Here is a 12,621-nt window from a genome sequence, read left to right as displayed (position 1 = left end):
CTGTCGGAGATGCGGCCGCCGAGTCTCTTTCCCCTGTTCGCGGAGGTCTCCACCCTGAAGGGGGTGGGGCCCAAAATCCTGCCGCTGGTCCAGAAGCTGGCAGGGCCGCTGGTCCGCGACCTGCTGTTCCTGTCGCCGTCCGGCCTGATCGTCCGCCGACCCATGACCGCCGCCAACGCTGTGGAGGGCCTGGTCGGCGTCTTCGACATCGTCATCGACCGCCTGCTCGTGCCCGGCAAGCCCGGCGTCCCGATCAAGGTCCGCGCCACCGACGACACCGGCTTCGTCCACCTGATCTGGTTCGGCGGTTCCGCCCAGCACATCGACCGCCTGCTGCCGAAGGGGCAGCGCCGGCTGGTCTCCGGCAAGGTCGAGCGTTTCAACAACGAAGTGCAGATCGTCCATCCGGACATCTTCACCCCCGCCCAGGCCGACGAGATCGCCGCGGTCGAGCCGGTCTATCCGGCCACCCAGGGCCTGACCTCCCGCGTCATCCGCAAACTGGCCCAAGGCGCGCTCGAACAGGCGCCGGAGCTTCCGGAGTGGCAGGATGCCGCCTGGCTGGCCAAGCGGCGCTGGCCTGGCTGGCGCGCCGCCCTCGCCGCCCTGCACGCTCCGACCGCCGAGCCGGACCTGCTGCCCGACGCCCCCGCCCGACAGCGGCTGGCCTATGACGAACTGCTGGCCCACCAGCTCGCCCTCGCCCGCCGCCGCCGCGCCCGCCAGATCACCCCCGCCCCGGTCGTCACGCCCGGCGAGGCGTCGACGCGCGTGCTCTCCGCCCTGCCCTTCGAACTCACCGCCGCCCAGCTCCAGGCCCTCGCCGAGATCCGTCGCGACCTCGCCTCGGGCGAGCAGATGGGCCGGCTGCTGCAGGGCGACGTCGGGTCGGGCAAGACGGCGGTGGCCGCGCTGGCCCTGGCCGACGCCGCCGCCTCGGGTTTCCAGTCCGCCCTGATGGCTCCGACGGAAATCCTCGCCCGCCAACATTTCCAGCGTCTGTCGCCCATGCTGGAGGCGGCCGGCGTCCCCACCATCCTCCTGACCGGCCGCGATACGCCCGCCGAGCGCCGCACCCGGCTCGGCGCCCTCGCTTCGGGGGCGGCGAGGGTCGCCATCGGCACCCACGCCCTGTTCCAGGACGCCGTCCGCTTCGACAGCCTCGCCCTGGCGGTGATCGACGAGCAGCACCGCTTCGGCGTCAATGAGCGCCAGCGGCTGCAGGCCAAGGGCGATCCCCGCACCGGCGGGGTCCACCTGCTGACCATGTCAGCCACGCCCATCCCGCGGACCCTCGAACTCACCCAGTACGGCGAGCTTGAGGTGTCGCGCCTGACCGAAAAGCCGCCGGGTCGGACGCCCGTCACGACCGCCGTCGTACCGCAGGCCCGCATCGGCGAGGTCGCCAAACGTCTCAAGGCCGCCCTCGACAGCGGGGCGCAGGCCTACTGGATCTGCCCATTGGTGGCCGAGAGCGAGGCCTCCGACCTCGCCGCCGCCGAGGCCCGCGCCGCGGACCTGCGCCGCATCATGGGGGTCGAGGTCGGCCTCGCCCACGGCCAGATGCCCGGGCCCGAGCGTGAAGCCGTGATGGCCGATTTCGCCGACGGCCGCACGCCCCTGCTGGTCGCCACGACCGTGGTCGAGGTCGGCGTCGACGTCCCCAACGCCTCCATCATGGTCATCGAACACGCCGACCGTTTCGGCCTTGCCCAGCTTCATCAGCTGCGTGGGCGGGTCGGCCGGGGAACCGCGGCCAGCACCTGCCTGCTGCTTTACGGCGGCGGCGACGACGGTTTGGGCGAGACTGCCCGCATCCGGCTCGAAACCCTGCGCCGCACCGAGGACGGCTTCGAGATCGCCGAGGAGGATTTCCGGCTGCGCGGCGGCGGCGATCCGCTGGGGCTCAAGCAGAGCGGCTTTCCCGCCTACCGCTTCGCCGATCCGATCCGGCACCGGGATCTGTTGCTGGCCGCTTCCGACGACGCCCGCCTCGTGCTCGGCCGCGACCCGGATCTGACTTCCCCTCGCGGCGAGGCGGTTCAAGTGCTCGAAGCCCTGTTCGACTGGCGCAACGACCGGCCCGGCGCGGATTAGGACGGGCTGCGTACCGCCTGCCAGACCGCCAGCCGGGCCTCGGCGTCGGCTTCAATATCCCCATAGAACAGATTGTAGGGACGTGACTTTCTCCGGTCGGCCCAGCCGCCCGTTTGACGGAACGACTCCATCTCAGGTTCGGTGTGGCGCAGCAGGCCGTCGCGGCATTGGGTGGCGATCTCGCGCGCCAGAAGGGCCGGCCGGGCGCCCCATTCCAGTCCGGTGGCGTTGGTCGCGCCCCGGTTCAGACGGGCTTCCACCGGCGCGGTCGAGGTCGATCCGGTGACCGGATTGACGCACAAGGGTGCGCGGTCACCCAACTCCACCAGCCGACCTCGCGCATCCCAGACCAGGGCTCGCCTCAGCCGCCGCCGCGCCGCCCCGTCGTTGCCCTCGCCGACGGGCGAGAAGCCGACGACGCAGCCGGCCTGATTGCGTTGCGTGCAGGCGGGAATCTGCGGCGACAGGCCGCCGGCCGGGGTCACCACATCCATCAGATAGGCGGCGACCAGCCGCTCGCGCAGCGCTGGATCGGTCGCGACCCGCTCGCGCAGCAGCCGCTCGACCAGTTCGCCGCCCTGCTCCACCCCCGCCAGCACGATGGGGCCGTCCGGATGACGCGCGATCCATGTCTCGAAGGCGGAGGCCACGTCCCGCCAGGCGAAGGCCCGGGCTTCGCGGGCGTCGTCGCGAAGCGTCAGCCGCGTATAGAGGCTGCCTTGGCGGTACCGCGGGGCGCTCACCGCCCCCAGCCGCGCGAACGGGCCCGCGTAGTTCGGCAACACCACCCGCTCCAGCCAGGCGTCCGCCTTGGGGTCGCCGATCGGCCCGTTCCAGTCCTGGCCGCCATCGAAAGTCGTCGAATGGACGAAGAACACCGCCGCAGGTCCGGCGTCCGGCGCCCGCGCGTCCCTGAGCGCCCAGGCCTCCGGCTCCGCATAGTCCGGCGCCGCGGGCGGATCATAGGTCTGGAACGGCGCCTGCGGATCCAGCCCGGCCCTGAGGATGTCCCCCCGCCACACCGCCACGGCCGCCGTGAGCAGGAAGACGAGCGCGAAGCCGGTCCAGCCGAACCACTGCCGGGTGGTCAGCCGCGGTCCCTTCATCGATACGGGTCCGCCGTCATCAGAAAGTCCTGCACATAGCGCCGGACCCCCTCCTCCAGCGGCGTCGACTGCCCGCCGAAGCCGGCGGCCCGGACCCGCTCCATCCGGGCCTCGGTGAAATACTGGTACTTGTCGCGGATGCTTTCGGGCGTATCGACGTATTCGACCCGCGCCTCCTTGCCCGCCGCCGCGAACGCAGCGTTGGCCAGGTCCAGGAACGACCGCGCCTGTCCCGAACCGGCGTTGAACACGCCCGACACCGCCGGCGTGTCCAGCAGCCACTCGACGATATCGACCACGTCGTCGACGAAGACGAAGTCGCGCATCTGCCCGCCGTCGGGGTAGTCGGGGTTGTGCGAGCGGAACAGGGTCACCGGCTCGCCGGCCGCCACCTTCGGCCAGATCTGCGCCACGACCGACTTCATGCCACCCTTGTGGTACTCGTTGGGGCCGTAGACGTTGAAGAATTTCAGTCCTGCCCACTGGCTCGGCGACTGCCCCCGGTCCGACTGGCGCGCCGCATACTGATCGAACAGCATTTTCGAATAACCATAGGCGTTTAAAGGCCTTAGCGCAGCCAATGCTTCAAGACTGTCGTCATCCCCAAAGCCCTCGTCGCCGTCGCCATAGGTCGCCGCCGACGAAGCGTAGATCATCCTTGCGTCCCGCAGCGCGCACCAGTCCCAGATGTCTCGCGACAGGGTGAAGTTCGTCCTCAGGATGAGGTCGGCGTCGGCCTCCGTCGTCGATGAGATCGCCCCCATGTGCACCACGGCCTCGACCGCCTCCGCATGCCGCTCCAGCTGTTCGAACAGCTCTTCCGGCTGCCAGAAGTCGGCGATCGGGTGTTTGGCGATGTTCTTCCACTTGGCGAGGGCGGCCTCCCCAAGGCGGTCGCACACCACCACGTCCCACCGGTCCCCGGCGCACAGCCGCGCGACGATGTTGGAGCCGATGAAACCGGCCCCGCCGGTCACCACGATCATCCGCCGGCTCATTGGTCGTCCTTCATCTTCGCGATTGTCTTCGTCGTCGAATAGCCGTCCTCGAACGTCGCCAGCCTCACCTCGCCGCCCCAGCTTTCGACCAGGTCGCCGCCGACGACGCCCTCGCGGGTGTAGTCCGCACCCTTGATCAGCACGTCCGGCCGCAGGCGTTCGATCAGGGCCAGCGGCGTCGGCTCGTCGAACGAGGTGACCCGGTCGACGCTGGTCAGGCCGCCGATGACCACGGCCCGGCTGTCGAGATCGTTGATCGGCCGTCCCTCGCCCTTCAGCCGCCGCACCGAGGCGTCCGTGTTCAGCGCCACCACCAGCCGGTCGCACCAGCCCCGCGCCTGGGCGAGATAGGCCACATGCCCGCGGTGCAGGATGTCGAAACAGCCGTTGGTGAAGCCGACCTTCAGCCCCCGCCGCTTCCAGCCCTCGACCACATCGGCCAGTTCGTCGACCGGCGCGACCTTGGCGTGGGCCCCGGCGGCGTGCTGGCTCATCTCGGCGTCTATCAACTCGGCCGGCGTGACCACGGCCGTGCCCGCCTTGCCGACCACCACGCCCGAGGCGAGGATCGCGAATTCCACCGCCGTCTCAAGCGACGCGCCGCCCCCCAGCGCCAGCCCCAGCGCCGCCAGGCCGGTGTCCCCGGCCCCCGAAACGTCGAACACTTCGCGCGCCCGGCCCGGGAAATGCCTCACCGCCCCGCCGCGCCGCATCAGGCTCATGCCCTTGCCGGCCCGGGTGACCACAACGGCCTTGGCGGTCGTCGCCTTCAGCAGGGCTGCCAGCGCCGCCTCGATCTCCGCATCGGTCTCGACCGGCAGGCCCGTGGCCCCGGCCAGTTCGCTGGCGTTGGGCTTGATCAGGTCGACCGCGCCATAGCGGGCGAAGTCCCGTCCCTTGGGGTCGACGATGATCGGAGCCCCCGTCGCGACCGCCGCCTTCAGAGCCTGGCCGATCACCAGATCGCTCACCACCCCCTTCGCATAGTCCGATAGGAGTAGGACGGAAGCATTGGTAAACGCGTCGCTTTCCGTCGCCAGAAGGGGCGCGCTCTCTTCATCCAGCCTCAGCAGTTGCTGTCCCGCGGCCACGAAGCGCGTCTTGACGATGGTGGCCACATCGGCGCGGCGTTCGACCGCGTCCTCTACCCCCATCTCGTCCGCGATCAGCCCGGCCAGTTCATCCCCGGCGGCGTCCTGCCCCGAAATCGCTCCCAGCCGCGCCACGCCGCCCAGCGCCGCCACGTTGCGGGCCACATTGCCGACGCCGCCGGGCATGGCCGTGGTGCGTCCCATGCGCAGCACCGGAATCGGCGCTTCCGGCGAGATCCGGCTGACCTCGCCGTAGACGTAGCGGTCCAGCATCAGATCGCCGACGCAGGCCACCTTCAGCCCGCGCACCCGCTCCAGCAGGGCCTGCAATTGTCCGAGATCGAGCGTCCGTTCAGCCATCCGCTTGGCCTATCGGATTCAGGCGGCTTTCGCCATCCGCGCCTTGGTCAGGTCGTCATAGGCGATCAGGTCGGCGGCCAGGGCCTCGAACTGGTCGAGCGGCACCATGTTCGGCCCGTCCGACGGGGCGTTGTCCGGGTCCTGGTGGGTTTCCATGAACACCGCGTCGACGCCGACGGCGACCGCGGCCCGGGCCAGCACCGGCACAAATTCGCGCTGGCCGCCCGACGAGGTCCCCTGCCCGCCCGGCTGCTGCACCGAATGGGTGGCGTCGAACACCACCGGGCAGCCGATGTCGCGCAGCACCGGCAGGGCCCGCATGTCCGACACCAGGGTGTTGTAACCGAAGCTGGCCCCCCGCTCGCAGGCCATCACGTTCGGATTGCCGGCCCCGACCACCTTGGCGATGACGTTCTTCATGTCCCAGGGAGCGAGAAATTGGCCCTTCTTGATGTTGATCGCCTTGCCCGTGGCCGCCGCGGCCAGCAGCAGGTCGGTCTGACGGCTCAGGAAGGCCGGAATCTGCAGCACATCCACCGCCTCGGCGGCGATGCGGCAGTGTTCCTCGGTGTGCACGTCGGTCAGCACCGGCAGCCCCGTAACCTCGCGGATTTCGGCGAAAACCGGCAGCGAGCCCTCGAGGCCGAAGCCGCGCGCAGCGGTCGCCGACGTCCGGTTCGCCTTGTCGAAGCTGGTCTTGTAGATGATCCCGACGTTCAGCCGCTCGCCGATTTCCTTCAGCGCATGGGCCATCTCCAACGCGTGCTGGCGGCTCTCCAGCTGGCACGGGCCGGCGATGAAGACGATGCGCTGACCGCCGCCGATGCTGACCGGGCGCGCCAGCCCGTCCTTGATGTCGATGATGGCGTTCGGCTTGGACACGGCAGGTTTCCCGGGTTGCGACTTGGCGACGCGTGGCCAATGCCGCGTCTATGCGGCGATCAGGTGGCGTGAGACAGCGTCGTGCGCAAGCTACCATGGAGCCCGACCGCATGACCACCAGACCGCGGCCCGTGATCCTGTGGTTCCGTAAGGACCTTCGCCTCGGCGACAATCCCGCCCTCGCCCAGGCGGTCGCCGCCGGACGCCCGGTCGTCCCGGTCTTTATTTTCGACGAGGGCCCAGCGGTCCGCCCGATTGGCGCGGCCTCGCGATGGTGGCTGCACGGCTCGCTGCGGGTTCTCGCCGCAGACCTGCGCGCGCGGGGCGCGTCGCTCCTGCTCCGCCGCGGTGATTCGGAGGCGGAGCTGCGCCGCCTCATCGAGGAGACGGGCGCCGACGCGGTCTACATGAACCGCCGGTTCGAACCCGACGCCTTCGTGCACGACGCTGACATCGCCCAGGCGCTGAAGGCGGACGGTGTCGAGTGTCATGGCTGCAACGGCGCCCTGCTCTGCCGGCCCGGGACCGTTCTCAACGGGTCCGGCGGTCCGTACCGGGTGTTCACCCCCTTCTTCAGGACCCTGATGGCGACCGCCTCGGTGCCGCCGCCGATGACTGCGCCCGCCGCCATCGCCTCCGTGCGAGGTCTGTCTGGCGAGGCCCTGGAGGACTGGGCCCTGCGCCCGACCGCCCCTGACTGGGCCGCCGGCTTCGACTGGACGCCCGGAGAGGCCGGAGCCGGAGACGCTCTCGCCGCCTTCGTCTCCGGGGGCCTGAAGTCCTATTCGAAGGGGCGCGATCGCCCCGCTGAGCCCGCCACCAGCCGCCTGTCCCCGCATCTGCACTGGGGCGAGATCCATCCGTGGCGGGCGATCGAGGCGGCGCGGCGCGCGGCCTCCGACGGCCGGATCGCCCCGGCCGAGGCTGACAAGTTCGCCGCTGAGGTGGGCTGGCGGGAGTTTTCGGCTCACCTGCTGCACCACTTTCCGCAGATGACCGACACGGCCTTCCGCCCGGAATACGACCGCCTGCCCTGGCGCGATGATCCAGCGGGGCTCCGGGCCTGGAAGCGCGGCCTGACCGGCTATCCCGTCGTCGACGCCGGCATGCGCCAGCTGTGGGCGATGGGCTGGATGCACAATCGCGTGCGCATGATCGTGGCCTCCTTCCTGATCAAGGATCTGCTGATCGACTGGCGCGCGGGCGAGGCGTGGTTCTGGGACACGCTGGTCGATGCCGACCTGGCCAGCAATGTGCAGAACTGGCAGTGGGTCGCCGGCTCCGGGGCGGACGCCTCGCCGTGGTTCCGCATCTTCAATCCGGTCACCCAGGGCCAGAAATTCGACGCCGACGGCCGCTACGTCCGCCGCTGGGTTCCGGCCCTGAAGGACGTGCCGGATCGCTGGCTGCACGCCCCGTGGACGGCGCCGCCGGCGGTCTTGCAGGCCGCCGGAGTTCGGTTGGGTCGCGACTACCCCGCCCCGATCGTCGACCACGCCGAGGCCCGGGATCGGGCCTTGCGCGCGCTTCGCGCCCTGCCCGGGGGCTCGCAAACCGGGGATTGACGAGCCGCCCCGTCCGACCCCACCTTGACCGCATGACGTCGGTGACAGCCGAGCGCCACGAGGCCGCCGCCCGCATGCCGCGCGGGTTCGGTCTTCTGTTGCGCCTGCTGGCCGCCAACTGGACCGTCGGACGGCTGACCGTCCGCCTGCCTGGCGGAAACACCCACCATCTGGAAGGCCGCCGGCCCGGGCCTTCCGCCACCCTCGTCATCCGCGACTATCGATTCGCCGGCCGCGTCCTGGCCTCTGGCGATATCGGCTTCGCGGAGGGCTACATGGCCGGCGAGTGGGAGACGCCTCACCTCGCCGGCCTGCTCGAGGCCCTGGCCCGTAACAGCGACTACATCCGCCGTCTGGTGGCCGGCAACCGGATGATGAAGGCGGTTCACTGGCTGTCACACCGGATGAACCGGAACAGCCGGTCCGGCTCGCGCAAGAACATCCACGCCCACTACGACATCGGCAACGCCTTCTACGCGGCCTGGCTCGATCCTTCGATGACCTATTCCTCGGCGCGCTTCACCGGCGCCGGCATGGCGCTGGAAGCGGCCCAGCGCGAGAAATACGCCAGCCTGGCCCGCATCATGGACCTTCATCCCGGCCTGTCCGTGCTTGAGATCGGCTGCGGCTGGGGCGGTTTCGCCGAATTCGCGGCCAGGGAGATCGGCGCCCGGGTGACCGGCATCACCATTTCCCGCGAGCAACACGACTTCGCCCGCCAGCGAATGTTCAACGCCGGCCTGTCGGAGCGCGCCGACATCCAGCTGATCGACTATCGCGACGTCGAGGGGGCCTTCGACCGGGTCGCCTCGATCGAGATGTTCGAGGCCGTCGGCCAGGAATACTGGCCCGCCTATTTCGGCAAGATCCGCGAGGTGCTGGCGCCCGGTGGCCGCGCCGGCCTGCAGATCATCACCATCGATGACGCGGTCTTCGCCGGCTATCGCAAGCGCACGGACTTCATCCAGAAATACATCTTCCCGGGCGGCATGCTGCCGTCGGAAGCGGCCCTCGCCCCCCTCGTCGCCGACGCCGGCCTCCACCGGACCGGCGTCGAGCGCTTCGGTCAGGACTACGCCGAGACCCTGCGGCTCTGGGACGAACGGTTCCAGGCCGCGTGGACCGACATCCGCCGGCTCGGCGGCTTCGACGAGCGTTTCCGCCGGCTGTGGCGCTTCTACCTCGCCTATTGCGAGGCCGGCTTCCGCACCGCGCGGACTGATGTCATTCAGCTTGGCCTGTCCCGCGCCTGAGCCGGGCCTGCTGGACTGGACCATGGCCGACCTCGCTCCGCTGATCTCCGCCGCCGAACTCGCCGACCGCCTCGGCGCGCCCGACCTCCGCCTCGTCGACGCCAGCTGGCATCTGGATGGGCGCGACGGCCTGCCGGACTTCGAGGCGGCCCGTTTGCCGGGGGCGGTGTTCTTTGATCTGGAAGCCAGTTCCGATCCGGCGAGCGACTTGCCGCACATGCTGCCCTCGCCGGACGCTTTCGCCGCCCGCATGGGCCGGTTGGGCCTGCGCGAGACCGACCACATCGTCGTCTACGACACCGTCGGCATCCGATCGGCGGCGCGGGTCTGGTGGATGTTCCGCGTGATGGGCGCGTCCCGGGTCCAGGTGCTGGACGGCGGCCTGCCGAAATGGCGGGCCGAGGGGCGTCCCCTCGAGTCGGGTCCGCCATCCGGAGCCGAACCCGCCCGCTTCGCCGCCCGCGTCGACCGATCCGCCGTCGCCGATCTGGAGGCGGTTCGCGCCGCCCTGGCCGGTGAGGTCCAGGTTCTGGACGCCCGCGCCGCCGACCGCTTTCAGGGGCGTGCGCCAGAGCCTCGGGCGGGCCTGCGAACCGGCCACATGCCGGGCGCGCTGAACCTGCCCTTCGCCGCCCTGCTGAAGGCCGACGGCACGATGAAGGCCCCCGCAGACCTCGAGGCCGCCTTCCGCGACGCCGGCCTGGACCCCGAACGGCCGGTGATCACCACCTGCGGCTCGGGCGTCACCGCCGCCATCCTCAGCCTGGGCCTCGCCGTCCTCGGCCGCCCGTCCCGTCTCTATGACGGCAGCTGGGCCGAATGGGGCGGGCGGGCGGACACCGGGGTGGCGACCGGCTGAGGCCCGGTCAGTCCGGCGGGGCGACCGCCGGAAGCGGCTCGTCCACCGGCACCACGGCGTCGGTCTCGCCGCGCGAGACGACGGTCGCCGCCACCAGGTCGCCGGTGACGTTCAGGGTGGTCCGGCACATGTCGAGGAAGCGGTCGACGCCAAGGATCAGGCCGATGCCCTCCGCCGGCACGCCGACCATGACCAGGATCAGGGCGATGACCGGCAGCGATCCGGCCGGGACGCCGGCGGTGCCGATGCCGCCGAGAATGCAGACCAGCATGACGATCAGCTGCTGACCGACGCTCAGCTCGATGCCGAAGAACTGGGCCAGGAACAGCACCGTCACGCCCTCGAACAGGGCCGTCCCGTTCTGGTTGGCGGTCGCGCCCACGGTCAGCACGAAGCGCGAGATGCGTTTCGGCAGCTTCAGGTTTTCCTCCGCCGCCTTGATGGCGATCGGCAGGGTGGCGTTGGACGAGGCGGTCGAGAAGGCGACGACGAACGGCTCTTTCACGCCCGCGGCGAACTTCAGCGGATTCATGCCGCCGAAAATCCACACCAGCAGCGGGTAGACGATGAACATGTGGATGGCCATCGCGCCGACGGCGACGAGGGCGTAGGCGCCGAGCCGTACCAGCAGGTCCCAGCCGAACACCGCGGCCAGGTTGAACATCAGCGCGGCGATGGCGATCGGGGCCAGTTTGATGACGAGGTTGATGAGCTTCATCATCACCTCGAACACCCCCTGCAGCGTTTCCTGCAGCTGGTCGGTGGCGCGGCTCTTGGCCATCACCATGCCGATGCCGAAGATCAGGGCGAAGACCATCACCGGCAGGATCTGGTTCTCGGACGCGGCGGTCACGACGTTCGACGGGATCATGTCGAGGAAGAACTGACCCGCCTCGATGCTTTGCGGCGCACTGCCGACGATGGCCGAGGCGCCTTCCGCGCCCTGGGCCAGCAACTGCTGGGCCAGCAGGGGATCGACGCCGTCGCCGGGGCGGAACACGTTCACCATGCCGAGGCCGATGCCGACGGCGATCGCCGACACCATGACGGTGAACAGCAGGGTCTTGTAGCCGACCCGCCCCAGCGACTTCAGGTCGCCCATCTCGGCCACGCCCACGGCGAGGGCCGAGAACAGCAGCGGCAGGACCAACATGAACAGCAGGCGCAGGAAGATCTGGCCGACCGACCGGATGATCTCCATCACCTCGGGGATGACCACCTGTCCGGTCAGATTGACGTACAGACCGCCACCGAGACCGGCGGCGAAGCCCAGCAGCATCCACAGATAGAGCGGGACCTTGCCCCGTTTGGTCGTTTCCATGTTTCCCCCCGGCCTCGGCCGATGTCGTTACCGGATGGGCAGCGCGTAGATCAGGCCGCCCGGCCGAGCATTCCATTGTGCGTTAAGCCCGCGCGCCAGGTCGAGCGCTGAATCAGGCCCCAGATTGCGAGCGAAGATTTCCCCATAGTTGCCAGAAGCTTTGATGGCGTTCTTCGCCCAATCTCGCGACAGTCCCATGGTCGGCCCGAGGTCGCCTTCCACCCCCAGCAGGCGGCGAATCTGCGGATCACGCGAATCCTTGGCCAGTTGGTCGGCGTTGGCGGCGGTGACGCCAAGCTCCTCCGCCAGGATCAGGGCGTTCAGGGTCCAGCGCACGACCGAGGTCCACGACTCGTCGCCGCGTTTCACCGCCGGACCCAGCGCTTCCTTGGAGATCACGTCCGGCAGAATGGCGTGCTGCTCCGGGTTGGGAAGCAGGGTGCGCGCCGCCGCCAGCGCCGAAATGTCGGCGCTGAACGCATCGCAGTCCTCGCGCTGATAGGCCGTGCGCGCCGTCTCTTCGTTGGCGGTCACGACCGGGCGGTACTCGATCCCCCGAGCCCGGAAGAAGTCGCCGGCGTTGAGCTCGGACGTGGTCGCCCGCTGCACGCAGACCCGGGCGCCGTTCAGCTCCTGCGCGCTGGCCAGATCGAGCGAGCGCCTGACCAGAAAACCCTGCCCGTCGTAATAGTTGACCCCGGCGAACCGAATACCCTCGGAAATCTCGCGCGACATGGTCCACGACGTGGCCCGCCACAGCACGTCGATCCGCCCGCCGCGCAGGGCGTCGAAGCGCTGGCTGGCGGTCAGCGGCACGAACCGAACTGCATTGGGCCGGCCCAGCACGGCCGCCGCCAGGGCCCGGCAGAAGTCCGCGTCGAACCCGCGCCATTCGCCGCGGTTGTCGGTGTAGGCGAAGCCGACCAGCCCCTCGTGCACGCCGCAGTTCAGCCGGCCGCGCCGCTTGACCGCCTGCAGGGTCGGGCTGGCGAATGCCGGAGCCTCGGTGGCGGTCACCACCGTCGCGGTATCGGGTTCGGGCTGGCGATTGCGGTCGCCGCACGCGGTCAGGCCTAGGGCCAGGATCAT

At 70.0% G+C, this 12,621-nt stretch carries 10 protein-coding genes; 4 read left to right on the top strand and 6 right to left on the bottom strand.

The features are described from left to right. The first annotated feature begins 9 nt into the window (after nt 1-9). The gene (recG, locus tag HNQ67_RS02275) at nt 10-2,097 is read left to right on the top strand and encodes an ATP-dependent DNA helicase RecG (RefSeq protein ID WP_183251912.1); all 2,088 of its coding nucleotides are present in this window, start codon (nt 10-12) and stop codon (nt 2,095-2,097) included. Here the strand turns inward: recG and HNQ67_RS02270 are convergent. The 4 genes from HNQ67_RS02270 to kdsA are packed head-to-tail and all read right to left on the bottom strand — an operon-like array spanning nt 2,094 to nt 6,534. Continuing rightward, a complete protein-coding gene (locus HNQ67_RS02270; protein WP_183251910.1) occupies nt 2,094-3,203 on the bottom strand; it encodes a DUF3089 domain-containing protein in 1,110 nt (369 codons plus the stop codon). The genes recG and HNQ67_RS02270 overlap by 4 nt on opposite strands. Continuing rightward, nucleotides 3,200-4,201 carry an ADP-glyceromanno-heptose 6-epimerase gene (gene rfaD / locus HNQ67_RS02265; protein WP_246347402.1) on the bottom strand — a complete coding sequence of 334 codons (1,002 nt, stop codon included), beginning with the start codon at nt 4,199-4,201 and terminating at the stop codon, nt 3,200-3,202. Before rfaD ends, HNQ67_RS02270 begins: the two co-directional genes overlap by 4 nt. After that, nucleotides 4,198-5,652, bottom strand: coding sequence for a D-glycero-beta-D-manno-heptose 1-phosphate adenylyltransferase (gene rfaE2 / locus HNQ67_RS02260; RefSeq protein WP_183251908.1), 1,455 nt, complete (start codon nt 5,650-5,652; stop codon nt 4,198-4,200). Before rfaE2 ends, rfaD begins: the two co-directional genes overlap by 4 nt. Before the next feature lie 18 nt (nt 5,653-5,670). Continuing rightward, nucleotides 5,671-6,534, bottom strand: coding sequence for a 3-deoxy-8-phosphooctulonate synthase (gene kdsA / locus HNQ67_RS02255; RefSeq protein ID WP_183251906.1), 864 nt, complete (start codon nt 6,532-6,534; stop codon nt 5,671-5,673). 110 nt (nt 6,535-6,644) lie between these two features. On the opposite strand from kdsA, the gene HNQ67_RS02250 reads away from it, so the two are divergent. The 3 genes from HNQ67_RS02250 to sseA are packed head-to-tail and all read left to right on the top strand — an operon-like array spanning nt 6,645 to nt 10,211. Next, nucleotides 6,645-8,099, top strand: coding sequence for a cryptochrome/photolyase family protein (locus HNQ67_RS02250; RefSeq protein WP_183251905.1), 1,455 nt, complete (start codon nt 6,645-6,647; stop codon nt 8,097-8,099). A gap of 32 nt (nt 8,100-8,131) precedes the next feature. Continuing rightward, the gene (locus tag HNQ67_RS02245) at nt 8,132-9,352 is read left to right on the top strand and encodes a class I SAM-dependent methyltransferase (RefSeq protein ID WP_183251903.1); all 1,221 of its coding nucleotides are present in this window, start codon (nt 8,132-8,134) and stop codon (nt 9,350-9,352) included. 22 nt (nt 9,353-9,374) lie between these two features. Continuing rightward, on the top strand, nt 9,375-10,211 hold the full coding sequence (gene sseA, locus HNQ67_RS02240) for a 3-mercaptopyruvate sulfurtransferase (RefSeq protein WP_183252744.1): 837 nt from the start codon (nt 9,375-9,377) through the stop codon (nt 10,209-10,211). 7 nt (nt 10,212-10,218) lie between these two features. On the opposite strand, the gene HNQ67_RS02235 is transcribed toward sseA, so the two are convergent. Further along, nucleotides 10,219-11,532 carry a dicarboxylate/amino acid:cation symporter gene (locus HNQ67_RS02235; RefSeq protein WP_183251901.1) on the bottom strand — a complete coding sequence of 438 codons (1,314 nt, stop codon included), beginning with the start codon at nt 11,530-11,532 and terminating at the stop codon, nt 10,219-10,221. Nucleotides 11,533-11,559: 27 nt separating this feature from the next. After that, a complete protein-coding gene (locus HNQ67_RS02230; protein ID WP_183251899.1) occupies nt 11,560-12,621 on the bottom strand; it encodes an amino acid ABC transporter substrate-binding protein in 1,062 nt (353 codons plus the stop codon).

The sequence above is a fragment of the Brevundimonas basaltis genome (assembly GCF_014202075.1).
In the GTDB taxonomy this organism is placed as follows: domain Bacteria; phylum Pseudomonadota; class Alphaproteobacteria; order Caulobacterales; family Caulobacteraceae; genus Brevundimonas; species Brevundimonas basaltis.
This window is presented reverse-complemented; position numbering and strand designations above follow the sequence as displayed.